Source organism: Pectobacterium wasabiae CFBP 3304 (genome assembly GCF_001742185.1).
GTDB lineage: Bacteria > Pseudomonadota > Gammaproteobacteria > Enterobacterales > Enterobacteriaceae > Pectobacterium > Pectobacterium wasabiae.
Genome location: NZ_CP015750.1, coordinates 3,314,658 through 3,340,091, shown reverse-complemented (window position 1 = coordinate 3,340,091; position 25,434 = coordinate 3,314,658). Strand labels below are relative to the sequence as shown.

Below are 25,434 nucleotides of genomic sequence, written 5' to 3'. Positions count from 1 at the left end.
AACACCACACCAATCGGTTTTTTCATTAAATAATATTGAATTCCTATGGCAATTTGATGCTAAATCAATAGCACTAAGGTCGAATTCGTAATTACTGGGAGTCATGTATGTGTTCTATTTTTGGTGTGCTTGATCTGAAAAGCGATCCTGTTGAACTGCGTAAGAAAGCGCTGGAATTATCCCGTTTAATGCGTCACCGCGGGCCAGACTGGTCCGGCGTTTATGCCAGCGACAAGGCCATTCTAGCTCACGAACGTCTGTCTATCGTTGACGTCAACACAGGCGCACAACCGCTTTACAACGCCGAGCGCACCCACATTCTGGCCGTTAACGGTGAAATTTATAACCATCAAGCATTGCGTCAGCAATACGGTGACCGTTACGCGTTTCAAACTGGCTCCGACTGCGAAGTCATCCTTGCCCTATATCAGGAAAAAGGCCCTGAATTCCTGGATGAACTGCGCGGCATGTTTGCTTTTGCGCTGTATGACAGCGAAAAAGACGCCTACCTGATTGGCCGTGACCATCTCGGCATCATCCCGCTGTATATGGGCTACGATGAGCACGGTAACCTCTACGTCGCGTCTGAAATGAAAGCGCTGGTGCCAGTTTGCCGTACCATCAAAGAATTCCCAGCGGGTAGCTACCTGTGGAGCAAAGACGGGGAAATCCGTGAGTATTACCAGCGTGACTGGTTTGATTACGATGCCGTAAAAGACAACGAAACAGATAAAGAAGCGCTGCACGATGCGCTGGAAGAAGCGGTGAAAAGCCACCTGATGTCCGATGTGCCTTACGGCGTGTTGCTCTCTGGTGGTCTGGATTCTTCCGTTATCTCCGCGATCACCAAAAAATATGCCGCACGTCGCGTAGAAGATGACGCGCGCAGTGAAGCCTGGTGGCCTCAGTTGCACTCTTTTGCCGTCGGCTTGGAAGGTGCGCCAGATTTGAAAGCTGCGCAAGAGGTCGCTAACCACTTAGGCACCGTGCACCACGAAATTCACTTCACCGTGCAGGAAGGGCTGGATGCGATTCGCGACGTGATTTATCACATCGAAACCTATGACGTCACCACGATTCGTGCCTCAACGCCGATGTACCTGATGTCGCGTAAAATTAAAGCGATGGGCATCAAGATGGTGCTGTCAGGCGAAGGTTCTGATGAAGTGTTCGGCGGCTACCTCTACTTCCACAAAGCGCCAAATGCCAAAGAGCTGCATGAAGAAACCGTACGTAAGCTGCTGGCACTGCACCAGTATGACTGCGCTCGCGCTAACAAAGCGATGTCAGCTTGGGGCGTGGAAGCTCGCGTGCCATTCCTGGACAAAAACTTCCTCGATGTCGCCATGCGCATCAATCCGCGCGACAAAATGTGCGGCAACGGCAAGATGGAAAAACACATCCTGCGTGAGTGCTTTGAATCGGATCTGCCGCACAGCGTTGCCTGGCGTCAGAAAGAACAGTTCTCTGATGGCGTGGGCTATAGCTGGATCGACACGCTGAAAGAAGTCGCTGCAAACCAGGTTACCGATCAACAATTGGAAACTGCACGCTTCCGCTTCCCGTACAACACGCCAGGCTCCAAAGAAGCCTACCTGTATCGTGAAATCTTCGAAGAGTTGTTCCCGGTCCCCAGTGCAGCAGAATGTGTCCCTGGTGGCCCGTCAGTCGCCTGTTCGTCGGCTAAAGCGATTGAGTGGGATGAATCCTTCAAAAAACTGGATGACCCATCAGGCCGCGCGGTTGGTGTACACCAATCAGCCTACAAATAATTCGATTTAGTTTTATCAGTCAACGGGCTATAAAAGGCCCGTTTTTGTACGCTTAATTGATTGGGAATGCGTGCCTTTTGGTGTTTTTCTCACCATACTGTTCACAACCCAAACAAACGATACATTGAGGGCACTTTTCGGGAAAAAACTAGTTGACGCAATTAGGTCAACTACGCATAATGCGCCCCGCAACGCCGATGAAGGTGAAGCGGAAAGATGGCTACGTAGCTCAGCTGGTTAGAGCACAGCACTCATAATGCTGGGGTCACAGGTTCGATTCCCGTCGTAGCCACCATCTTTCTGCGGGAGTGGCGAAATTGGTAGACGCACCAGATTTAGGTTCTGGCGCCGCAAGGTGTGCGAGTTCAAGTCTCGCCTCCCGCACCATTATCATCTTCTCGGTTTGACATTGCTTTTCGAAGCTTGTTAGTGTTTGTTGTGATTGGGGTATCGCCAAGCGGTAAGGCACTGGTTTTTGATACCAGCATTCCCTGGTTCGAATCCAGGTACCCCAGCCATTTCAAATAGTGTGTGAGAAAAATATGTTGTCCTATTGGGGTATCGCCAAGCGGTAAGGCACTGGTTTTTGATACCAGCATTCCCTGGTTCGAATCCAGGTACCCCAGCCATCTATTTGATAGTAGAAATTTTTTAGATGAAGTGATAACAGCAGTACATTTGGCTACGTAGCTCAGCTGGTTAGAGCACAGCACTCATAATGCTGGGGTCACAGGTTCGATTCCCGTCGTAGCTACCAAATTTTTGGGGTATCGCCAAGCGGTAAGGCACCGGATTCTGATTCCGGCATTCCGAGGTTCGAATCCTCGTACCCCAGCCAAATAAAGCTGGTAAAACAGCAAGATACGGGGCGATAGTCGAAAGACGTCGCCCCGTTTTCTTATGTCTGGTATTAACATAGTCTGATGCCAGCAAGCATATCCCAATCAATCATTCGATTTTCCCAAAAAGGGCAGCATGAAGGTTTTATCTACATTCTTTGTTACTTGTGGTTTCAGCCACGTAGCACCATCACGACAAAAACACGTTAGGCAATCCGTCGTTCGTGCGCGGTTAAACACGTTACTGCTCAATGTGGCTCTGCTGTTTTGCTTCATCGCCCCAACGAATGCCGCGAATGTCGCGTCTTTCAAGATTTCATCACAAGAGTTTGCAGACAGAATGAATGCCAACCTGACGCAACTCAATATCCCACTCAAATTGATCATTAATCTGGAGAAGGGACATTCCGTTGATGATTTTCAGCACATTTTCAATGAACACGTCGGGTTAATCGGGTCAGCAGAAAAACAAAATCAACAACTCACAGAGCTCATCGTGTTCAGCGCTTCATCAGAATCTGCCGAAACAGCGACACAGAATCTACAAATTGTCACAGCCGTGTTTTCCGCGCTACTGGGTGGAAATAATATCGAAAACCGTGAAGTAACTGAGATGATGTTTGGCCTACTTCAGGATAGCCGAACCTCAGGTAAAGGCATTCGGCAGGTAGGGAATACTCGTTTTACAGCAACAACCGACGCGGACGCCGATATTATCTTCACCGCCAAGCCATTACGGTAGCTGGCGACATCCTCATTATTGGATTAGACACCAATGGCATATTTCAGTGCGCGCTGTTTTAACACGCCAGCGCGCTGTGCAACCATCAGCGCCATATTGCGAGCAAAGCTCAGCGGCGGTAATGCGTTACTGAACGCGTTATAGAATAAATCCATCCCACTTTGCATCATCAGGTTATCCGGCATACGGCGGCACTGATAACGGCGTAAAATCCGTTCAGAAGCCCATTCTTCCCCGGCATCGCGCGCGTTGATCAACACATCCAGCAACGCTTCAACATCGCGATATCCTAAATTAACGCCCTGCCCTGCCAGCGGATTAATGGTATGCGCCGCATCGCCCAGCAGCACCAAACCGGGCTTGATATAGGTTTGTGCATGGCGTCTGATCAGCGGGAATGACCCTACGGAGAGTGCCTTTACCGCCCCCAATCGCTCTGGAAACGCGGCCGCAATCTCTTTATCCAACAGTGTAAGTGGCATTGCCTGTAGCTGGCGAATACGCTGCGGACGGTCATACCACACCAGTGAGCCCCATTGATCAAACAGCGGTAAAAACGCACGTGGGCCGCTCGGCGTGAACTGTTGCCAGGTAACATCCTGCTGCGGTTGAGAAGTTTCAACGCCGATCAACATACAAGACTGGCGATACTGCCAGCCGCTGATGCCAATTCCCGCCCACTGGCGAACCTGAGAGTTCGCGCCATCGGCACCAATCACTAGCGAAGCCGTCAGTTGTTTCCCATCAGCAAGTTGCAAGCACCAGCCATCATCCGTGTGTTGCAGACTCTGCGGCGTAGCCGGGCAATAACATTCGCAGCGTTCCTCTTTCTGCAAGCTTTCCCAAAGCGCCAGTTGCAGCACACGGTTTTCCACCATAAAACCCAGCTCAGGCAGATGAATGTCGGCAGCATCGAAAACCACTCTGGCATTCTCCCATTCCCAGGTTTCCAGCCGGCGGTAAGGCGCACTGCGCATCTGCTGTACTCGCTGCCACGCGCCCAGTTCTTTCAACAGCGCAACCGACGCATAGCCAATCGCCGAGATCCGTAAATCTGGCGGGCTAGCGACATCAAACGGCGTCGGCATTTCCTGCTCAATGACCGCAACCTGAAATCCTTGCTGTGCCAGCCCAAGCGCCGCAGCCGCGCCGACCATTCCACCGCCAACTACAATCGCATCGTAATGCATATTGGCTTTATCCCCTCTGGTTCTGGTTTATTCACACCAGTAAAAATGCATGAAAATAGTGTACTGGATTTGCGGAGGATTTTTCAGAAAAGCCGCATTTTTATAGAAAGTAAGGGGTTATCAAATCAGCACGGTTTCCAGCACTGGTCACAACGTCAGCTAACGATTACAATACCCATCCCAAATGAGGGGAATCTTTCTTATTTCCGCACTGAGTAATGGCAAGTCGATGACAAAAAAACTGCATATTAAAACCTGGGGCTGTCAGATGAATGAGTACGATTCATCAAAGATGGCAGATTTACTAGGAAGTACGCACGGCTATGAGCTTACTGACATCGCTGAAGAAGCCGATGTCCTGCTGCTCAATACCTGTTCGATCCGTGAAAAGGCGCAGGAAAAGGTCTTCCATCAACTTGGTCGCTGGAAAGCGCTGAAAGATCTTAATCCGAATCTGATTATTGGTGTCGGTGGCTGCGTTGCCTCGCAGGAAGGCGCGCATATTCGTGAACGTGCGCACTACGTTGACGTTATTTTTGGTCCGCAAACCTTGCACCGCCTGCCGGAAATGATTAATCACGTTCAGGGCACGCGTAGCCCTATCGTTGACATCAGCTTCCCTGAAATCGAAAAATTTGACCGTCTGCCAGAGCCTCGCGCCGAAGGGCCGACGGCATTCGTCTCCATCATGGAAGGCTGCAATAAATATTGCACATTCTGCGTGGTGCCTTATACCCGTGGCGAAGAAGTCAGCCGCCCGTGCGATGATGTATTGTTTGAGATCGCTCAACTGGCGGCACAAGGCGTGCGTGAAGTTAACCTGCTGGGACAGAACGTTAACGCCTATCGCGGTGAAACCTATGACGGTGAAATCTGCTCTTTTGCCGAACTGCTGCGTCTGGTCGCCGCCATTGACGGGATCGATCGTGTCCGCTTCACCACCAGCCATCCGATTGAATTCACAGACGATATTATCAGCGTCTATGAAGACACGCCGGAGTTGGTCAGCTTCCTGCATTTGCCAGTGCAAAGCGGTTCTGACCGCGTATTGACGATGATGAAACGCCGTCATACCGCGCTGGAATACAAAGCAATCATTCGTAAATTGCACAATGCGCGTCCGGGCATCCTGATCAGTTCTGACTTTATCATCGGTTTCCCTGGCGAAACGCAGGCTGACTTTGAACAGACCATGAAGCTGATCGCCGATGTGAATTTCGATATGAGCTATAGCTTTGTCTATTCCGCCCGTCCGGGAACACCGGCTGCGGATATGGTCGATGATGTGCCGGAAGAAGAGAAAAAACAGCGGCTGTACCTTCTGCAAGAGCGTATCACTCAGCAGGCAATGCGGTTCAGCCGTCTCATGTTGGGCACCGTCCAGCGTATCCTGGTGGAAGGCACCTCACGCAAGAGCGTGATGGAGCTGTCTGGCCGCACGGAAAACAACCGCGTCGTCAACTTCGAAGGCACGCCAGATATGATCGGTAAATTTGTCGATGTTGAAATCGTTGACGTTTATACCAATTCATTGCGTGGCATCGTGGTGCGTACCGAAGATCAAATGGATCTGCGCGTACATGAATCACCGTCTTCCGTGATTGCTCGTACTCGTAAAGAGAACGAGATCGGTGTCGGGTTCTACCAGCCGTAATCAACGTTCATTCGCTTGAATATTATTGTGGGTGGCTTTGCCACCCATTTTTTATAGCAGGCTATCCTTGCCTACCACCCTTCGGGCCGTTGCTTTGCAACGCTGAAAAACGTTCTCTGCGTTTTTTTATGGCAGGCAGAAATAACCTTTAATCAGTTTCAATTTCATGGCGCTTACATTTGCTTTTGCGAAGCGGCATCCCAATATTATTATTGTGGCTTGCACCATCGGGCATTCACGATGAATAATTCATTCATATGGCGGGCACATCAGTGCCGTCTGACAACCGTTCATTTTGTGTGGGCAGAATAGCGCCAGCACAGTAACGCTCAAGAGGAATAATTTGAACGTAACAACAAAAGAAATTGCCCTTGAACCCGCAGATAACCAACGCCTACTCAGCCTTTGCGGTCCGTTTGATGACAATATTAAACAGTTAGAACGTCGCTTAGGCATCGAGATCAATCGTCGGGATAATCAGTTTAAACTGGTTGGTAAAAGCCTGCTGACGCAGGCTGCCGCGGATATTCTGCAACGCCTGTATGTCGATACAGCTCCGATACGTGGCGTCATCGGCGACATAGACCCTGAGCAGATTCATCTTGCGATTAAAGAATCTCGTGTGCTGGAACAGTCTGCGGAACACGTTCCTGACTATGGCAAAGTGGTCAATATTCGTACCAAACGTGGCGTAATCAAACCACGCACACCGAATCAGGCGCAGTATGTCGCCAACATCCTCGATCACGATATCACGTTCGGCGTTGGCCCGGCGGGAACGGGGAAAACCTACCTGGCCGTCGCTGCCGCGGTGGATGCGCTAGAGCGTCAGGATATTCGCCGTATTCTGTTAACGCGCCCAGCAGTCGAAGCTGGTGAGAAACTGGGCTTCCTGCCTGGCGATCTGAGCCAGAAAGTCGATCCGTACCTGCGCCCACTTTATGATGCTCTGTTTGAAATGCTGGGCTTTGAGCGCGTTGAAAAACTCATCGAACGCAACGTCATTGAAGTTGCGCCACTGGCTTACATGCGTGGCCGAACGCTGAACGATGCCTTTATCATTCTGGATGAAAGCCAGAACACCACCATCGAACAGATGAAAATGTTCCTGACACGTATCGGGTTCAATTCAAAAGCCGTCATCACTGGTGACGTCACACAAATCGACCTGCCGAAAAATCTAAAATCCGGCTTACGCCATGCGATTGAAGTGCTGGCCGATGTGGAAGAGATCAGCTTTAACTTTTTCCACAGCGAAGACGTAGTGCGCCATCCGGTGGTCGCGCGGATTGTGAATGCCTATGAAGCATGGGAAAATGCCGAACAGAAACGTAAAGACGCCTTAGCAGAACAGCGTAAGCGTGAAGCGCAGACTGCGGCAGCAGATCAGGAGCAAAAATGAGTCAGGTGATTCTCGATTTACAAATCGCCAGTGAGCAAACACAAGGGCTACCGGAAGAAAAAGACTTTCAGCGTTGGTTGGAAGGCGTTCTACCACAGTTTCAGGAAGTCGCTGAAGTTACCATTCGTATCGTCGATGAGGCTGAAAGTCGCGATCTGAATAACACCTATCGCGGTAAAGACAAGCCGACCAACGTGCTATCATTTCCTTTTGAGGCACCGCCCGAAGTCGAACTTCCTCTGCTGGGCGATTTAATCATCTGCCGTCAGGTTGTGGAACGCGAAGCCGCAGAGCAGGAAAAAACCGTAGAAGAGCACTGGGCGCACATGGTTGTCCATGGTAGCCTGCATCTGCTAGGGTATGACCACATCGAAGACAGCGAAGCCGAAGAAATGGAAGCGCTGGAAACCGAGATTATGCAAGACATGGGTTATGCCGATCCCTACCTTGCAGAAAAAGATGGTCTCACCGAATAAATAGAAATACATTTTGTATAGACCCTAAATAATTCGAGTTGCAGGACAAAACGTTATCGTTTTGAACAACGCAAAGCGTTGGCTCGCTAGGGCGAGTGCCATTTATGGGACTCGTAACGCGGCGACACAACGAATCCCAGAAGCTTACACCAGTAAGTGACTGGGTGAGTGAGGACAAATCGGCTTAGCCGATTTGAACGCCGCTAGCGGTGGCCCTTCAGGGCGAGTCTCAGAGATGAGACGAGTATTGCCAACGCACATGCAGCTTGAAGTATGACGGGTATAGCCCGAGATCGGGAAGATACCGGGTACTAATCTGTTCCACATCAGCCACTGTGCCGCTTCCAGTTGCTGGCAATAATCCCTTAACAAGAGTGATGTTAATTAAAACGCATGAGCGACGACCATTCTCAAAACAGCGATGCACCCAGTCCCAAGAAGGGCTTCTTTTCTCTTATTCTTAATCAGCTTTTTCACGGCGAGCCAAAAGATCGTAACGGTTTACTCACTCTGATTCGTGATTCCGAGCAGAATGAACTGATCGATCCTGAAACACGAGACATGCTCGAAGGCGTCATGGATATCGCCGACCAGCGTGTACGTGACATCATGATCCCTCGCTCGCAGATGATTACGCTCAAGCGCGATCAAACGTTGGAAGAGTGTCTGGATGTCATTATCGAATCCGCTCACTCCCGCTTCCCCGTCATTAGCGAAGATAAAGACCATATTGAAGGCATCCTGATGGCTAAAGATTTGCTGCCGTTTATGCGCAGCGATTCCGAACCGTTCAGTATGGATAAAGTCCTGCGTTCCGCCGTTGTTGTGCCGGAAAGTAAACGCGTTGATAGAATGCTGAATGAATTCCGTTCGCTGCGCTATCACATGGCGATTGTCATCGATGAATTTGGTGGCGTATCCGGCCTGGTCACGATTGAAGATATCCTTGAGTTGATTGTCGGCGAAATTGAAGACGAATATGACGATGAAGAAGACAGAGATGTTCGTCAGCTTAATCGCCAGACCTACACCGTTCGTGCGTTAACCGATATAGAAGATTTTAACGAGGCTTTCGGCACACGGTTTAGCGATGATGAAGTCGACACCATCGGCGGCTTGGTCATGCAGTCTTTCGGCCATCTTCCTGCTCGTGGCGAAACCATCGACATAGAAGGTTACCTGTTTAAGGTTGCGATGGCAGACAGTCGCCGTATCATTCAGGTTCATGTCAGAATCCCTGACAATGCCCCCCAACCAAAATTGGAAGAATAATTTGGCAATGGTTGTCGCATCTTTCCTACAACGCCAGCAGGTCAAAGCCCTGCTGGCGCTCTTATTTGGTGCCTGTGGCACGCTGGCATTTTCTCCCTTTGACTTCTGGCCTGCGGCGATTATCTCGCTCATGGGTCTACAGGCTCTGACGCTCAACCGCACGAGTCGCCAGTCAGCCTGGATAGGGTTTTGCTGGGGATTAGGCCTGTTCGGCAGCGGCGTAAACTGGGTTTACGTCAGTATCGCGCAATTTGGCGGAATGCCAGACCCAGTCAATGTTGCGATAGTCATTCTACTCGCCGCCTATTTGTCGCTCTATCCTCTGCTGTTTTCTGCCCTGCTCTCACGCCTGTGGCCGAAAACCACGCTGTGGCGCCTTGCGCTTGCCGCCCCCGTGCTCTGGCAGCTAACCGAATTTCTGCGCGGCTGGGTGCTCACAGGCTTTCCGTGGCTGCAATTCGGCTACAGCCAAATTGACGGCCCATTAAAAGGTATCGCGCCTATTCTGGGTATCGACACCATTACCTTCCTATTGATGAGCCTCAGCGGACTGCTCGTTTATGCCATCAATCAGCGGAAAATCCTACCGGCAGCCGTTGCTGTCGGTGTTTTCGTTTTAGCATGGCCGCTACGCAGCGTGCAGTGGTACACCTCGCAACCGGAACGCGCCGTCAATATCGCGCTGGTACAAGGTAATATCCCGCAGGCTATGAAGTGGGAACAAGATGAACTGTTGAACACACTGAGGATCTATCTGGATAACAGCCTGCCGTATATGGACAAGGCACCTATTGTTATCTGGCCGGAAACGGCAATTCCTGATATTGAAAGCCGTCAGAACGCCTATTTGAAGCAGATCGACGATATTCTACGTAGCCACAATAGCAGCCTGATTACAGGTATCGTCGATATCCGGCGTGATGGTAATAAGACCGACTTCTATAACTCAATTATCGTACTCGGCGACAAAGAACCATACAGCTACCCCACGACGAACCGCTACAACAAAAACCATCTGGTGCCTTTTGGCGAGTTTGTCCCGCTGGAAACGCTGTTACGTCCGCTGGCCCCGTTCTTCGATCTGCCGATGTCATCGTTTAGCCGAGGGGACTATGTTCAGCCACAGCTTTCTGTGCATGGTTTCAAACTGAATGCCGCTATTTGTTATGAAATCATCTTAGGACAACAGGTGCGTGATAACTTCCGACCAGACACCGATATGTTGTTGACCATCTCGAACGATGCCTGGTTCGGCCATTCAATCGGCCCATGGCAACACTTCCAGATGGCACGCATGCGCGCGCTGGAGTTAGGGCGTCCTCTGGTTCGTAGCACTAATAACGGTGTCACCGCGGTGATTACGCCAGATGGCAAGGTCAGCGCCAGCCTGCCACAGTTTACGCGTGCGGTGCTAGACGCGAAGGTGGTTCCTGCAACCGGGATAACGCCTTATGCCCGCTTCGGTTCTTGGCCGCTATGGATCGTTACGCTGCTAGGCGGCATCACTGCCGTTTTCTTCGGTTTACGTCGCCGATAACCGCCCCCTCCTCACGTCCCTAAGGGCATGCTTTTGCATGCCTTTTTTTATTTTTGGCACGGTATTTGCCTCTTATTACCCTGTAAAGGGTTGTTTCTGTATTTTTTTGGATATTACGTCGGCTTAAAGCCCTCTCGCGGGGCAAGTTACGCACCAAATTGGTGCCAACCTCTGACATTGCTGCCATTTGGTGCGGCGGATATCGCAAAAAGAAAACATTTCTATTTCAATCTATTTACAATCAGCTACTTTTTAACTGTGTACGCAGTAACTTCGCGCTTTAACGGTGCAACGTTATCACTGAGAAGTAGCAACGTGTCATGAGTGATTCAGCGATATAACGTTAACTTGAAGATAACGAACACATTAACCCTATGGTTATTGATGACAGCGCTATAACTATTGCAGCAACGACAGCAAAGGAGTTAGAACATGCAAATGCGTAAACTGGCATTATCACTGATTCTGCTTGGCACTGCCGCCAGTGCAGCCCAGGCTGAAGATCTGGCCGGTACATTGAAAAAGGTCAAAGATAATGGCGTGATCGTCATTGGCCACCGTGAATCGTCCGTCCCTTTCTCTTACTACGATAATACGCAGAAAGTCGTCGGCTATTCTCAGGCCTACTCTGACAAAATTGTCGACGCGATTAAGAAAAAACTGGATGCGCCTAACCTGCAGGTCAAACTACTCCCGATCACCTCTCAAAATCGTATTCCGCTGTTACAGAACGGGACTTTCGATTTGGAATGTGGCTCAACGACCAACAACCTGGAACGTCAGAAACAAGCCGCGTTTTCTAACACCATTTTCGTTGTCGGTACGCGTCTGTTAACCAAAAAAGATTCCGGTGTAAAAGATTTCCCGGATTTGGCGGGTAAAACTGTCGTCGTGACCTCCGGTACAACCTCTGAAGTTCTGCTGAATAAGCTGAATGAAGAAAAACAACTGAAGATGCGCATCATCAGTGCGAAGGACCATGGCGACTCTTTCCGCACGCTGGAAAGCGGCCGTGCAGTCGCCTTTATGATGGATGATGCACTGCTGGCTGGTGAACGTGCGAAAGCGAAAAGCGCCGATCAGTGGGATATCGTTGGTAAAGCGCAGTCTGAAGAAGCCTACGGCTGTATGCTGCGTAAAGACGATCCGCAATTCAAGAAACTGGTTGATGACACCATCGCCGAAGTACAGACCTCTGGCGAAGCCGAAAAATGGTTTGATCGCTGGTTCAAACAGCCGATTCCGCCAAAAGATCTTAACCTGAACTTTGCCCTGTCAGACGAAATGAAAGCGTTGTTCAAAGCGCCAAATGACAAAGCACTAAACTAATTAATAATGAGAATAAGGGCAGGATCATCTGCCCTCTGATTGCTGATTCGTGGCAGGACAGACAGGCATGTGATGGTCGTTCCCCATCACATGTTGCCCCGAGAAATTTCGAGAAACAGGAAAATAAACACGACGCCTGTAGTTTGAAAAAGAACGGGAATATGGCCGCTCATCAATCTTCAGGGTAGCTTCGCTACCCTTTTTTTACCGGAGTTCGTTATGTCAATAGAGTGGAACTGGGGCATATTTCTACAAGCCGCCCCCTTCGGCAACACAACCTACCTCGGGTGGATTTTGTCCGGTCTGCAAGTCACCGTCACATTATCTATCTGTGCCTGGATTATCGCCTTTCTGATTGGTTCTTTATTTGGAATCTTGCGTACCGTCCCGAACCGTTTTCTTTCGAGCATTGGTACTTGCTACGTCGAGCTATTTCGCAACGTCCCGCTTATCGTCCAATTTTTTACTTGGTATCTGGTGGTTCCTGAGCTTCTTCCCGTCAACATCGGTATGTGGTTTAAAGCCGAGTTAGACCCTAATATTCAGTTCTTTCTGTCATCAATGATTTGTCTGGGGCTCTTCACCGCAGCACGCGTTTGTGAGCAGGTGCGGGCGGGGATCCAGTCGTTACCCCGCGGGCAGAAAGCCGCCGGGCTGGCAATGGGTCTGACGCTACCGCAAACCTATCGCTATGTGTTACTGCCCAATGCGTATCGCGTGATCGTTCCACCGCTAACGTCAGAAATGCTAAATCTGGTAAAAAACTCAGCGATTGCTTCCACAATTGGTCTGGTTGATATGGCGGCACAGGCAGGGAAACTCTTGGACTATTCCGCCCACGCCTATGAATCCTTTACCGCCATCACACTCGCGTATGTTGGCATCAACGCCATTATTATGTTGATCATGCAGGTCGTTGAGCGAAAAACCCGTTTGCCGGGCAATATGGGGAGCAAATAAATCATGTATGAATTTGACTGGAGCTCCATTGGGCCAAGTATGCCGTACCTGATTCAGGGGATGGTTGTCACACTCGAAATTACGTTGACGGCGGTAGTATTCGGGATTGTCTGGGGTACGATCCTCGCAGTGATGCGTCTGTCGCCGATAAAGCCCATCAGTTGGTTCGCCAAACTGTATGTGAACCTGTTCCGCTCCGTTCCACTGGTCATGGTACTACTGTGGTTCTATCTGGTGGTTCCTAGCTTATTACAAAATGTGCTTGGGCTATCGCCGAAAACCGATATTCGACTGATTTCAGCTATGGTAGCCTTCTCGCTGTTCGAGGCAGCCTATTATTCGGAAATCATTCGTGCGGGTATCCTCAGCGTATCGCGCGGTCAATCTTCCGCAGCGTTAGCATTAGGAATGACGCACTGGCAATCCATGAAGCTGGTTATTCTGCCACAGGCATTCCGCGCTATGGTGCCGCTGTTACTGACGCAAGGGATTGTTCTGTTTCAGGATACCTCACTGGTTTACGTACTCAGCCTCGCTGATTTCTTCCGTACCGCCTCAACCATCGGCGAGCGCGACGGAACACAAGTTGAAATGATCCTGTTTGCTGGATTCATTTATTTTCTCTTCAGCATTACTGCCTCAATGCTGGTCAGTTACCTGAAAAAAAGGACGGTTTGATGATTTCCCTGAAAAATGTTTCTAAATGGTACGGCCAATTTCAGGTGCTAGCCGACTGCTCCACAGAAGTAAAAAAAGGTGAAGTTGTGGTCGTCTGCGGACCTTCTGGCTCCGGTAAATCAACCCTGATCAAAACCGTAAATGGACTGGAACCGATTCAAAAAGGTGAAATTACCGTCAATGGCACTGCTGTTAACGATAAAAAAACCAATCTGGCCCAGTTACGTTCCAAAGTCGGGATGGTGTTCCAACACTTTGAACTGTTCCCACACCTGTCGATTATCGAGAACCTGACGCTGGCGCAGGTAAAAGTATTAAAGCGTAAGCGTGAAGACGCCAAAGCCAAAGCGCAGAAGCTGTTGGAACGCGTAGGGCTGGCGGCGCACGCCAACAAGTACCCTGGACAGCTTTCCGGTGGCCAGCAACAGCGTGTCGCGATTGCCCGCGCGCTGTGTATGGACCCCATCGCGATGTTATTTGATGAACCAACATCCGCGCTTGACCCAGAGATGATCAACGAAGTGCTGGACGTTATGGTTGAATTGGCGCAGGAAGGCATGACCATGATGGTCGTCACCCATGAAATGGGCTTTGCCAGAAAAGTAGCACACCGCGTGATTTTTATGGATGAGGGCAAAATTGTTGAAGACACTCGCAAGGATGATTTCTTCAACAACCCACAGTCTGAACGCGCGAAAGACTTCCTGGCGAAAATCCTGCATTAATATCCATCAAAGCGTGCCGCAAGGCACGCTGTATCTATTTAGCGCGCCTTACGGCTGAAACGGCTGGCGATGGAACAGGTCATGTGAACATTTCGGGCAGAGTGGCAAAACTTCCGGTGTGTAGAACGCGATATGGTGATGGCAGTTTTCACACACCAGATTGCCTAACCCCACCACTTCACCACTGTGGTACACCCCGTGATGATTCACATCTTTGAAGATCTCACTCCACTCCAATTGCGTTTTATCCGTAATATCCGCCAGCTCCTGCCACAGACTTTCCTTTATCACTCGCATAAAAACGCTGTCGGTAAATTCATCCTGACTTTCGCTATAGCTACGGCCAAACTCTTCCAGATCGCGCTGAACAGCCTGAATCACCTGTTCTATTTCTTTTTGCGTCAGCTCCGAGCCTTCCTGTAAGGTTTTACGGGCGCTCTGCACCAGACTGTCAAAATCGCGCTCACCGTTGTTCAGCCGGGCCGTCACTGAGGCCATTAACTCGCGGTAATAGCGGGCTAGTTTATTCATGCTTCCTCCTGAATAGCGGGTTGAAGGGTGATAAAAAACGATTATTCGCCGTCTGGCATATCTAGCCAAAGACCGATACGTTACCTATCTCTCTCTATTTTAGATTATTTTTTCCACATACCCGACGAATTGTCGCCAATTTGCGCAATTCCTCGCAGTATTCCGCTTACAGATCAGAAATATTCCTCAGTCGGGCGCTGGGTGTTGTTGCCTGCGCCGCTTACGGCTATGCTATGCGGATCTTTTGTTATGAATCAGAACAGACTACTCACGTAGCGATTCTTCACTAAACAGGACCCCTGGCAGCCATGCAAGAGCAATACCGCCCAGAAGAGATAGAAGCGGACGTCCAGCTTCACTGGCAAGAGAAGCAGACATTTAAAGTCACCGAACAGCCTGGCAAGGAAAAATACTATTGCCTTTCCATGCTGCCATACCCTTCTGGTCGACTACATATGGGCCACGTCCGTAACTACACCATCGGTGACGTGATTTCCCGCTATCAGCGCATGCTGGGCAAAAACGTTCTGCAACCGATCGGTTGGGATGCGTTTGGCCTGCCGGCTGAAGGCGCTGCGGTCAAAAACAACACCGCTCCAGCCCCCTGGACCTATGCCAACATCGATTACATGAAAAACCAGCTCAAACTGCTGGGCTTTGGCTATGACTGGGATCGTGAAGTCGCAACCTGTAAACCAGACTACTACCGCTGGGAGCAGTGGTTCTTCACCAAGCTGTATGAAAAAGGTCTGGTGTATAAAAAAACCTCCGCCGTTAACTGGTGTCCGAACGACCAAACTGTACTGGCGAACGAACAGGTTATCGACGGCTGCTGCTGGCGCTGTGACACCAAGGTTGAGCGCAAAGAGATTCCACAGTGGTTTATCAAAATCACCGCTTATGCAGACCAACTGCTGAACGATTTGGATACGCTGGAAAGCTGGCCTGAGCAGGTCAAAACCATGCAGCGTAACTGGATTGGCCGTTCCGAAGGGGTGGAAATCACCTTTGACGTAGCAGACAGCGCAGAGAAACTGAGCGTTTACACCACACGCCCGGATACGTTCATGGGCGTGACCTACGTTGCTGTTGCTGCGGGCCATCCTCTCGCCACGCAGGCTGCCGCAACCAATCCAGCGTTGGCCGATTTCATTGCAGAGTGTCGTAATACCAAAGTCGCTGAAGCCGATATGGCGACGATGGAGAAAAAAGGCATGGCGACCGGCCTGTATGTCATTCACCCGCTGAACGGTGAGAAAGTCGCTATCTGGGTTGCCAACTTTGTTCTGATGGAATACGGCACAGGCGCAGTGATGGCCGTTCCAGGTCACGACCAGCGCGACTGGGAATTTGCCACCAAATATGACTTGTCCATCAAGCCAGTTATTCTCAATACCGACGGCAGCGAGCCCGATCTGTCCGCTCAGGCGATGACCGAAAAAGGTAGCCTGTTTAACTCCGGCGAATTTGACGATCTGGATTTCGAGGCTGGATTCAATGCTATTGCCGATAAGCTGGTAGAAAAAGGCATTGGCGAACGTAAAGTCAACTATCGCTTGCGCGACTGGGGCGTATCTCGTCAGCGCTACTGGGGCGCGCCAATTCCGATGGTGACATTGGAAGATGGCACCGTCATCCCGACACCAGAAGATCAGTTGCCGGTGATCCTGCCGGAAGATGTCGTGATGGATGGCATCACCAGCCCGCTGAAATCTAACCCTGAATGGGCGAAGACGACCATTAACGGCCAGCCAGCGCTGCGTGAAACCGACACATTCGACACCTTTATGGAATCTTCCTGGTACTACGCGCGTTATACCTGCCCGCAGTACGATCAAGGGATGCTGGACCCGGCTGCCGCCAACTACTGGCTGCCCGTTGACCAATATGTTGGCGGTATCGAACACGCCATCATGCACCTGATGTATTTCCGCTTCTTCCATAAACTGATGCGCGATGCGGGTCTGGTTACGTCTGATGAACCTGCCAAACGCCTTCTGTGTCAGGGTATGGTGCTGGCGGATGCGTTCTACTATCTGGGTAATAACGGCGAGCGTAACTGGGTTTCACCTACCGACGTCACCGTTGAGCGTGATGAGAAAGGTCGCATCGTCAAAGCCGTCGATAACGAAGGCCGTGACGTGATCTACGCCGGTATGAGCAAAATGTCGAAGTCCAAAAACAACGGCATCGATCCGCAGGTCATGGTAGAGAAATACGGTGCAGATACCGTTCGTCTGTTCATGATGTTTGCTTCTCCGGCGGAAATGACGCTGGAATGGCAGGAATCCGGCGTAGAAGGCGCGAACCGCTTCCTGAAACGCGTCTGGAGACAAGCCTTCGAGCACACCGAGAAAGGTGCAGCAACAGCGCTGGATGTTGCGACGCTGACCGAAGATCAGAAGTCACTGCGCCGCGATCTGCACAAAACGATCGCTAAAGTGACCGATGATATCGGCCGTCGCCAGACCTTCAACACCGCGATCGCCGCCATCATGGAACTGATGAACAAGCTAGCGAAAGCGCCACAGGAAAGCGATCAGGACCGCGCGCTGACGCAGGAAACCCTGCTGGCTGTCGTTCGTATGCTCTATCCGTTCACGCCGCACGTTTGCTTCACCCTGTGGCAGGCGCTGCAAGGTGAAGGCGATGTGGATACCGCACCGTGGCCGGTTGCGGATGAGAACGCGATGGTGGAAGATTCCAAACTGGTCGTCGTTCAGGTTAACGGTAAAGTACGTGGTAAAATTACCGTTGCCGCTGACGCCAGCGAAGAACAGGTTCGCGAACGCGCTGCTCAGGAACCGCTGGTCGCGAAATATCTGGACGGCGTCACGGTTCGTAAAGTGATTTATGTCCCTGGCAAACTGCTTAACCTGGTTGTGGGTTAAGGCAAGGAGGAACTGTGCGACATCGTCTATTCACGTTGTTGCTGGGGCTGGCGGTGTTAATCACCGCTGGCTGCGGTTTTCATCTGCGCGGCACGACACAAGTGCCTGCGCAGTTACAAACACTGGTGCTCGACAGCAGCGATCCTTATGGTCCGCTAACGCGTGCAGTGCGTGAGCAGCTCCGTCTCAGCGATGTGAAAATCGTTGACGATGCGACACGTCAGGATATCCCGTCTCTGCGGGTACTAGGCTCAAGCGAAACGCGCGATACCGTCTCTATTTTTCAGGACGGTAAAACAGCGGAATACCAGATGGTGCTAACGTTGCAGGCGCAGGTGCTGATGCCGGGTGAAGATATTTATCCGCTCAGCGTGACGGTGTTCCGCACGTTCTTTGATAACCCGCTGGCTGCACTGGCGAAAGATGCCGAACAGGAAATCGTCCGTCAGGAAATGCGTGAGCAGGCAGCTCAGCAGTTGGTGCGTAAATTGCTGACCATCAACGGTAGTCAGGAAGTCAAAAATCGGCTGCAATCCACCGATTCGACGACTGCCGCCACACGTTCATGATTCGGCTTTACCCCGAACAACTCACCGCGCAGCTCCATGAGGGGCTGCGCGGTTGTTATTTGGTCTTTGGTTCAGATCCTCTCCTGCTGCAAGAAAGTCTTGATAACATCAAACGCGTCGCTCAACAGCACGAATTCAGCGAGCATTTCAGCTTCATTCTGGATCTGCATACCGAATGGGATGCGATTTTCAGTACCTGTCAGGCGCTCAGCCTGTTCGCTTCGCGTCAATCGCTTCTGCTGATCTTGCCGGAAAACGGCCCGAATGCAGCGATGAACGAAAATCTGGCCAAGCTCTCTGGATTATTACACCCTGATATTCTGCTGATCTTGCGCGGCCATAAGCTGACCAAAGCGCAGGAAAACAGCGCCTGGTTCAAAGCACTGTCGCAAGACAGTGTCTATATCAATTGCCTGACGCCGGAACAAGCACAACTCCCCCGCTGGGTTGCTCAGCGCGCCAAAGCCATGAAGCTGACGTTGGATGAACAGGCCACGCAGCTCATTTGCTATTGCTATGAAGGCAACCTTCTCGCGCTGTCTCAGGCGTTAGAACGGTTAGCGCTGCTTTATCCCGATGGCAAGCTGACCCTGCCGCGTGTAGAAAATGCGGTCAACGATGCTGCTCACTTCACGCCTTTTCACTGGCTTGATGCATTGCTGGCAGGCAAAGCCAAACGCGCCTGGCACATTTTGCAGCAGCTAAAACAGGAAGACTGTGAACCTGTCATTTTGCTGCGTACGCTACAGCGCGAGCTACTACAGCTGTTGGCGCTGAAACGGCGCATGTCAGACACGCCGCTGCGCACGTTATTCGATCAGCAAAAAGTGTGGCAAAACCGACGTGATCTGCTCAGTCAAGCATTACAGCGGCTCTCTCTTCAGCAACTACAGCAGGCTGTGCGGTTATTAACACAGGTGGAAATAACCCTAAAGCAAGACTATGGTCAGTCCGTTTGGTCTGAACTTGAATCGCTTGCCATGCTGTTGTGCGGCAAAGCCTTGCCGGAGGCATTCATCTGAATAGGTCATCCACTGCGCCATCGCTGACCGCATTTTTTGGCGGCACGTTCGATCCCATCCATTACGGCCACCTTCAACCGGTGACTGCGCTGGCGAAACTCGTAGGGCTGACTAACGTCGTCCTGATGCCCAATAATGTTCCGCCGCACCGACAGCAGCCCGAAGCCAGCTCCCGGCAGCGTTTTCATATGGCTGAGCTGGCCGTTGAAGGCAATCCGCTCTTTGCCGTGGACGATCGTGAACTGCAACGGCAAACCCCCTCCTATACGATTGATACGCTGGAAGCATTGCGGGCTGAAAAAGGCCATGATGCACCGCTGGGATTTATCATCGGGCAGGACTCACTGCTAACGCTACACCGCTGGCACCGCTGGCAGGATCTACTCAGCGTTTGCCATTTGCTGGTGTGTGCTCGTCCCGGCTATCGCTCGACGCTGGAAACACCCGAATTACAGCAGTGGTTGGATGATCATCTGACGCACACGCCGGACGATCTTCATCAGCAGTCACACGGGCGGATCTTTTTGGCAGACACGCCACTGGTCACCATTTCCGCAACGGACATTCGCCAGCGACGCCAGCAAGGTCTGGATTGCCACGATTTATTACCGCCCGTCGTACTCCGTTACATCAACGAACACGGCCTGTACCAATAGCGCAGGTTTTCCCGCCCATCAGCCACGGGCTTTATACCACTCGGCAAAAGCGCGTGATATACTCCGCGGCTGGTTTCAATCACCGGGAAAAACGGAAATTCTCGGCAATTACTCGGTGATTTACATTTTTCCTAAACAATTCAGCGCCACACGCGTTCATCAATTACTGACAGAACGCCATTGAGGGGGAACCTTTGCAAGGTCAAGCACTCCAAGACTTCGTTATTGATAAGGTCGATGACCTAAAAGCTCAGGATATCGTTGTACTCAACGTCCAGGGTAAGTCCAGCATCACCGATTACATGGTTATCTGTACGGGCACATCTACACGTCATGTCGCTTCTATTGCCGATCACGTCGTGCAATCCTCACGCGCGGCGGGTCTGATTCCACTCGGCGTTGAGGGTGAAAATGCCTCTGACTGGGTTGTTGTCGATTTAGGTGACGTGATGGTTCATGTGTTGCAAGAAGAAAGCCGCCAGTTATACGAATTGGAAAAGCTGTGGGGCTAGCATGAAACTGCAACTGGTCGCCGTTGGCACCAAAATGCCCGACTGGGTGCAGACTGGTTTCACCGATTATCTGCGACGCTTCCCGAAGGACATGCCTTTCGAATTACTCGAAATTCCGGCGGGGAAGCGGGGTAAAAATGCCGATATTAAACGCATTCTGGAGCGCGAAGGCGAACAGATGCTGGCTGCGGTAGGCAAAGGCAACCGCATTGTTACGCTGGATATTCCAGGGACTCGCTGGGAGACGCCGCAGTTGGCGCAACAGTTGGAGCGCTGGAAACAGGATGGGCGCGATGTCAGTCTGCTGATTGGTGGACCTGAAGGGCTTTCACCGGAATGCAAAGCCGCAGCGGAGCAAAGCTGGTCACTCTCGCCATTAACGCTGCCGCACCCGCTCGTCCGTGTACTGGTGGCAGAGAGCCTGTATCGTGCATGGAGCATTACGACTAATCACCCTTACCATCGGGAGTAAGGCGATACGATGAAACATGTGAAATAACACTGGATGAAAGTAGAACGTAAACCCTTTCGTGATTATACGGCTGAGTCTGCCCTGTTCGTGCGCCGCGCTTTGGTAGCCTTTCTGGGCATTTTGCTGCTTTCCGGTGTATTAGTCGCTAATCTTTATCATCTGCAAATTTTGCGTGTCGATGACTATCGCACACGCTCTAACGAGAACCGCATTAAGCTGGTTCCTATCGCGCCAAGTCGCGGCATTATCTACGACCGTAACGGCACGCCGCTGGCGTTGAACCGCACCATCTATCAATTAGAACTGGTGCCCGATAAAGTCGACGACTTGAAAGAGACGCTGGACGCGCTGCGCCCGATCGTTAATTTGACCGATGACGATCTGGAAAATTTTGAAAAAGAGCGCAAGCGTTCACGCCGTTTTACCTCCATTCCAGTAAAAACCGGACTCGATGAGATTCAGGTCGCCCGTTTTGCCGTCAACCAATATCGCTTTCCCGGCGTTGAGGTTAAAGGCTATCAACGCCGCTATTATCCTTACGGTTCTGCGCTGACGCACGTCACGGGCTATGTCTCAAAAATCAACGATAAAGACGTAGAACGGCTGACCAAAGAAGAAAAAATCGCCGATTACGCTGCGACGCGTGACATTGGCAAGCTAGGCATTGAGCGCCATTACGAAGATCTGCTCCACGGCAAACCCGGTTATGAAGAAGTTGAAGTTAACAACCGCGGCCGCGTGATCCGCCAGCTCCACGAACAGCCACCGCAGGCTGGGCGTGATATTTATCTGACGCTGGACCTGAGCCTGCAAATCTACATTGAAAAACTGCTGGAAGGCAGCCGCGCCGCCGTCATTGTTACCGATCCACGCGACGGGGGTATTCTGGCGATGGTTTCCACGCCGAGTTACGACCCCAACCTGTTTGTTGACGGAATTTCCACCAAAAATTATGCAAAATTACAAAACGATCCTAATCGTCCGTTGATCAATCGTGCAACACAGGGGATTTATCCCCCCGCCTCCACCGTTAAACCTTATATCGCGGTTTCTGCCCTGACTGCCGGCGTTATCACCACTAACACTAGCTTGTTCGATCCCGGCTGGTGGCAATTGCCGGGCTCCGAAAAGCGCTTCCGTGACTGGAAAAAATGGGGACATGGTCGCCTTAACCTCACCAAATCACTGGAAGAGTCCGCCGATACCTTCTTCTATCAGGTCGCTTATGACATGGGGATCGATCGCCTATCCGAATGGATGAATAAATTTGGTTACGGCGAGAAAACCGGCATCGATATTTCGGAAGAAAGCGCTGGCAACATGCCAACCCGCGAGTGGAAACTCAGGCGATTTAAGAAACCCTGGTATCAGGGGGATACGATCCCTGTCGGGATCGGTCAAGGCTACTGGACGGCGACGCCTATCCAGATGAATAAGGCACTGGTCACGCTGATCAACGACGGCCAGGTCAAAACGCCGCATCTGCTTTATAGCTCGCGAGAAAATGGCGCTATTGTGCCTTTCCGACAAACTGAGAACCAGCAGATTGGCAATATCCACTCCGGATATTGGGAAGTGGCGAAAGACGGTATGTATGGCGTAGCTAATCGCGCTAACGGCACCGCGCACAAAAGTTTCGATGATGCGCCCTATAAAATTGCAGCAAAATCCGGTACAGCACAGGTTTTCGGCCTGAAAGAAAATGAAACCTATAATGCGCACAAGATCGCAGAACATCTGCGTGACCATAAATTAATGGTCTCATTTGCCCCCTATAAAAACCCTAAAGTCGCGCTGTCGATTATTCTGGAAAATGGTGGAGCGGGCCCAACCGTGGGCACCATCACCCGCCAGATCCTTGATCATATTCTGCTAGGCGATAACAATACCGATTTACCCAGTGCGCCTCCTGCGCCTCCGGGTAGCGAGAGTGAGTAACCGATATTCATGACCGATAGCCAACAAAAGGGTTCGTTCTGGGCGAAAATCCACATCGACCTCCCGTTTCTTCTCTGCATCCTGGCACTGCTGGGCTATAGCCTATTTGTCTTATGGAGTGCCAGCGGGCAGGACGTTGGTATGATGGAGCGCAAAGTCATTCAGATCGTGCTGGGATTTACAGTAATGATCGTGATGGCACAAATCCCCCCTCGCGTCTATGAAGGCTGGGCTCCCTACCTGTATGTAGTTTGTGTCATTTTGCTGCTTATCGTGGATATTTTCGGCCAAATCAGTAAAGGCGCACAGCGCTGGCTGGACTTGGGTTTCATTCGTTTCCAGCCATCGGAAATTGCCAAGATCGCCGTGCCACTGATGGTTGCCCGTTTTATCAACCGTGATATGTGCCCACCATCGCTAAAAAATACAGCGATCGCGTTAATCCTGATTTTTGTTCCAACGCTGCTGGTTGCTGCGCAGCCGGATTTAGGCACCTCGATCCTGATTGCATTATCTGGGCTGTTTGTACTTTTCCTGGGGGGGATGAGCTGGAGCTTGATTGGCATCGCCGTACTGCTACTCGCCGCGTTTATTCCGATACTCTGGTTCTTCCTGATGCATGATTACCAGCGTGCCAGGGTCATGATGCTGCTCGATCCAGAAAGCGATCCGCTCGGTGCCGGATACCATATTATTCAGTCGAAAATTGCGATAGGCTCAGGTGGCCTGTCTGGCAAAGGCTGGCTGCATGGCACACAGTCTCAGCTAGAGTTTCTGCCAGAGCGACACACTGACTTTATCTTTGCCGTGTTGGCAGAAGAGCTAGGGCTAATCGGCGTCTTGATTCTGCTCACAATGTATCTGTTTATGATTATGCGCGGTCTGGTTATTGCCGCTAATGCGCAAACCTCGTTCGGCCGGGTTATGGTCGGCGGGCTGATGTTAATTCTGTTTTTCTATGTTTTCGTCAATATCGGGATGGTCAGCGGTATCCTTCCCGTGGTTGGCGTACCGCTACCGCTAATCAGCTACGGCGGGTCGGCGCTGGTCGTCTTAATGGCGGGGTTCGGTATCGTCATGTCGATACATACTCACCGCAAACTGCTGTCTAAGAATTTATAATACGAGGTGAGCAATGCGTAAGAATTGGCTTTGGGTCGGCGTAGCAACTCTGGCGCTTGCGGCCTGTACTACAACGGAACAGCGGCAACCTGCACCGCCCGTTACTCAGGTTTACAGCGGCCCGGCGGAAGAGATCGGCGGCGCGGAACCTCGTTATGAACCCTATAATCAGGGTACGCTGCAAGACTACAGCATCAAGGGCAAGAGCTATAAAATTGTCAAAAATCCGCAAAACTTTAGTGAAGCAGGTTTAGCGACATGGTATGGCGAAGAGGCCAGTGGTAACCGCACGTCAATCGGCGAAATTTTTGACCCTAACGCCATCACTGCCGCCCACCCGACACTGCCACTACCGAGCTATGTGCGCGTGACCAACCTAAGTAACGGTCGCCGTCTGGTTGTTCGTGTCAATGACCGCGGGCCGTACACGCCGGGCAGAATCATCGACCTGTCAAAAGCAGCAGGCGATCGACTAAACATCTCGAACAATACCAAAGTAAAAGTGGATTTCATCAGCGTCGCGCCAGACGGCACGCTTTCTGGCCCCGGAACCGTGGGCACCACCGTTGCCAAGCAAAGCTTCTCGCTGCCGGAACGCCCAAACTTCGGCGCTAGCGGACTGGGGACGCCCATGATGGAAACGACGTCGCCAACATCCGACAGCGCCGTTCGCCCAATCAGTAATAGCAGCCTGAGCACACCAACAGCGAATGCTCAGCCGCAGAGCAGCACATCGTCACACAGCGGTGGTTTTTTAGGGGCACCGTCTGCACTGCCCGCTGGCGTGGTTGAGTCAAGCGTGACGCCAACCGCAACGCCCTCTGCTACGCCAATGAACGTTGCGCCAGCGGTTACCCCCCCGCGGCCGTTGCCCCCTCTGCCACGGGTCGCTATGTGGTTCAGGTCGGTGCGTTGAGCGATCAGCAGCGAGCACAAACCTGGCAGCGTAGCCTGAGCGAACGCTTCCGCGTGGCCGGTAAAGTCACAGCGAGTGGTGGGCTGTACCGTATCCAACTGGGGCCATTCCAGAATCGTCAACAAGCCGCTGAACTTCAACAACGTTTGTCAGTCGAAGCTCAGCAGCAGTCGTTTATTACCGCCGCACCCGGCACGCTCTAGTCACGGATAATCGGCAGGCTCACGAA

Annotated in this window: 21 protein-coding genes, 6 tRNA genes and 1 pseudogene; 26 read left to right on the top strand and 2 right to left on the bottom strand. The window is 51.3% G+C overall.

All coding sequences use genetic code 11. The features are described from left to right. Window positions 1-107: 107 nt before the first annotated feature. The 8 genes from asnB (at window position 108) to A7983_RS15055 (ending at window position 3,353) form a co-directional block, all read left to right on the top strand. The gene (gene asnB, locus A7983_RS15090) at window positions 108-1,772 is read left to right on the top strand and encodes an asparagine synthase B (protein WP_005973827.1); all 1,665 of its coding nucleotides are present in this window, start codon (window positions 108-110) and stop codon (window positions 1,770-1,772) included. A 218-nt stretch (window positions 1,773-1,990) separates the two neighbouring features. Beyond that, window positions 1,991-2,067: transfer RNA gene (locus A7983_RS15085), tRNA-Met, on the top strand. 7 nt (window positions 2,068-2,074) lie between these two features. Beyond that, a tRNA-Leu gene (locus A7983_RS15080) sits at window positions 2,075-2,159 on the top strand. A gap of 56 nt (window positions 2,160-2,215) precedes the next feature. Further along, window positions 2,216-2,290: transfer RNA gene (locus tag A7983_RS15075), tRNA-Gln, on the top strand. A gap of 36 nt (window positions 2,291-2,326) precedes the next feature. Further along, a tRNA-Gln gene (locus tag A7983_RS15070) sits at window positions 2,327-2,401 on the top strand. A gap of 51 nt (window positions 2,402-2,452) precedes the next feature. After that, window positions 2,453-2,529 (top strand) — tRNA-Met (locus A7983_RS15065). Between the two features lie 6 nt (window positions 2,530-2,535). Then, window positions 2,536-2,610, top strand: a tRNA-Gln gene (locus tag A7983_RS15060). A 137-nt stretch (window positions 2,611-2,747) separates the two neighbouring features. After that, on the top strand, window positions 2,748-3,353 hold the full coding sequence (locus A7983_RS15055; RefSeq protein ID WP_005976326.1) for a hypothetical protein: 606 nt from the start codon (window positions 2,748-2,750) through the stop codon (window positions 3,351-3,353). A gap of 23 nt (window positions 3,354-3,376) precedes the next feature. On the opposite strand, the gene ubiF is transcribed toward A7983_RS15055, so the two are convergent. Further along, complete coding sequence (gene ubiF / locus A7983_RS15050; protein ID WP_005976324.1) at window positions 3,377-4,543, bottom strand: 3-demethoxyubiquinol 3-hydroxylase; 1,167 nt, start codon at window positions 4,541-4,543, stop codon at window positions 3,377-3,379. Window positions 4,544-4,772: 229 nt separating this feature from the next. On the opposite strand from ubiF, the gene miaB reads away from it, so the two are divergent. From miaB to A7983_RS15005, 9 genes are all read left to right on the top strand, one after another. Beyond that, window positions 4,773-6,197 carry a tRNA (N6-isopentenyl adenosine(37)-C2)-methylthiotransferase MiaB gene (miaB, locus tag A7983_RS15045; protein WP_005976322.1) on the top strand — a complete coding sequence of 475 codons (1,425 nt, stop codon included), beginning with the start codon at window positions 4,773-4,775 and terminating at the stop codon, window positions 6,195-6,197. A gap of 343 nt (window positions 6,198-6,540) precedes the next feature. After that, window positions 6,541-7,599 carry a PhoH family protein gene (locus tag A7983_RS15040; RefSeq protein WP_005976320.1) on the top strand — a complete coding sequence of 353 codons (1,059 nt, stop codon included), beginning with the start codon at window positions 6,541-6,543 and terminating at the stop codon, window positions 7,597-7,599. Next, window positions 7,596-8,075, top strand: a complete 480-nt coding sequence (gene ybeY / locus A7983_RS15035) for an rRNA maturation RNase YbeY (RefSeq protein WP_005976318.1) — start codon at window positions 7,596-7,598, stop codon at window positions 8,073-8,075. Before A7983_RS15040 ends, ybeY begins: the two co-directional genes overlap by 4 nt. Before the next feature lie 393 nt (window positions 8,076-8,468). Further along, complete coding sequence (gene corC / locus A7983_RS15030) at window positions 8,469-9,347, top strand: CNNM family magnesium/cobalt transport protein CorC (protein ID WP_005976316.1); 879 nt, start codon at window positions 8,469-8,471, stop codon at window positions 9,345-9,347. Window positions 9,348-9,354: 7 nt separating this feature from the next. Further along, complete coding sequence (gene lnt / locus A7983_RS15025; protein ID WP_005976314.1) at window positions 9,355-10,884, top strand: apolipoprotein N-acyltransferase; 1,530 nt, start codon at window positions 9,355-9,357, stop codon at window positions 10,882-10,884. Between the two features lie 432 nt (window positions 10,885-11,316). Beyond that, window positions 11,317-12,213: an amino acid ABC transporter substrate-binding protein gene (locus A7983_RS15020; protein ID WP_005976312.1), complete on the top strand. Its 897-nt coding sequence runs from the start codon at window positions 11,317-11,319 to the stop codon at window positions 12,211-12,213. 219 nt (window positions 12,214-12,432) lie between these two features. Beyond that, entirely contained in the window at window positions 12,433-13,173 is a 741-nt protein-coding gene (locus A7983_RS15015; RefSeq protein WP_005976310.1) for an amino acid ABC transporter permease, read from the top strand. A gap of 3 nt (window positions 13,174-13,176) precedes the next feature. Continuing rightward, on the top strand, window positions 13,177-13,851 hold the full coding sequence (gene gltK / locus A7983_RS15010) for a glutamate/aspartate ABC transporter permease GltK (protein WP_005976308.1): 675 nt from the start codon (window positions 13,177-13,179) through the stop codon (window positions 13,849-13,851). Beyond that, window positions 13,851-14,576, top strand: a complete 726-nt coding sequence (locus A7983_RS15005; protein WP_005976306.1) for an amino acid ABC transporter ATP-binding protein — start codon at window positions 13,851-13,853, stop codon at window positions 14,574-14,576. The genes gltK and A7983_RS15005 overlap by 1 nt, the downstream gene beginning before the upstream one ends. Before the next feature lie 48 nt (window positions 14,577-14,624). On the opposite strand, the gene A7983_RS15000 is transcribed toward A7983_RS15005, so the two are convergent. Next, window positions 14,625-15,107, bottom strand: coding sequence for a zinc ribbon-containing protein (locus tag A7983_RS15000; protein WP_005976304.1), 483 nt, complete (start codon window positions 15,105-15,107; stop codon window positions 14,625-14,627). 308 nt (window positions 15,108-15,415) lie between these two features. On the opposite strand from A7983_RS15000, the gene leuS reads away from it, so the two are divergent. From leuS to rlpA, 9 genes and pseudogenes are all read left to right on the top strand, one after another. Next, window positions 15,416-17,998 (top strand): leucine--tRNA ligase, encoded by a 2,583-nt coding sequence (gene leuS, locus A7983_RS14995; RefSeq protein WP_005976302.1) that lies wholly within the window; start codon window positions 15,416-15,418, stop codon window positions 17,996-17,998. Between the two features lie 14 nt (window positions 17,999-18,012). Further along, window positions 18,013-18,567: an LPS assembly lipoprotein LptE gene (gene lptE, locus A7983_RS14990; protein ID WP_005976299.1), complete on the top strand. Its 555-nt coding sequence runs from the start codon at window positions 18,013-18,015 to the stop codon at window positions 18,565-18,567. Then, on the top strand, window positions 18,564-19,589 hold the full coding sequence (gene holA, locus A7983_RS14985; protein ID WP_005976297.1) for a DNA polymerase III subunit delta: 1,026 nt from the start codon (window positions 18,564-18,566) through the stop codon (window positions 19,587-19,589). The genes lptE and holA overlap by 4 nt, the downstream gene beginning before the upstream one ends. Beyond that, window positions 19,556-20,245, top strand: a complete 690-nt coding sequence (nadD, locus tag A7983_RS14980; protein WP_005976295.1) for a nicotinate-nucleotide adenylyltransferase — start codon at window positions 19,556-19,558, stop codon at window positions 20,243-20,245. Before holA ends, nadD begins: the two co-directional genes overlap by 34 nt. Window positions 20,246-20,439: 194 nt before the next feature. After that, window positions 20,440-20,757: a ribosome silencing factor gene (rsfS, locus tag A7983_RS14975; protein WP_005976293.1), complete on the top strand. Its 318-nt coding sequence runs from the start codon at window positions 20,440-20,442 to the stop codon at window positions 20,755-20,757. 1 nt (window position 20,758) lies between these two features. Beyond that, complete coding sequence (gene rlmH / locus A7983_RS14970) at window positions 20,759-21,229, top strand: 23S rRNA (pseudouridine(1915)-N(3))-methyltransferase RlmH (protein WP_005976291.1); 471 nt, start codon at window positions 20,759-20,761, stop codon at window positions 21,227-21,229. 33 nt (window positions 21,230-21,262) lie between these two features. Continuing rightward, a complete protein-coding gene (gene mrdA, locus A7983_RS14965; RefSeq protein WP_005976289.1) occupies window positions 21,263-23,167 on the top strand; it encodes a peptidoglycan DD-transpeptidase MrdA in 1,905 nt (634 codons plus the stop codon). A gap of 9 nt (window positions 23,168-23,176) precedes the next feature. Beyond that, a complete protein-coding gene (gene mrdB / locus A7983_RS14960; RefSeq protein WP_005976287.1) occupies window positions 23,177-24,289 on the top strand; it encodes a peptidoglycan glycosyltransferase MrdB in 1,113 nt (370 codons plus the stop codon). A 13-nt stretch (window positions 24,290-24,302) separates the two neighbouring features. Next, window positions 24,303-25,408: pseudogene (gene rlpA, locus A7983_RS14955) on the top strand (endolytic peptidoglycan transglycosylase RlpA). Window positions 25,409-25,434: the final 26 nt, after the last annotated feature.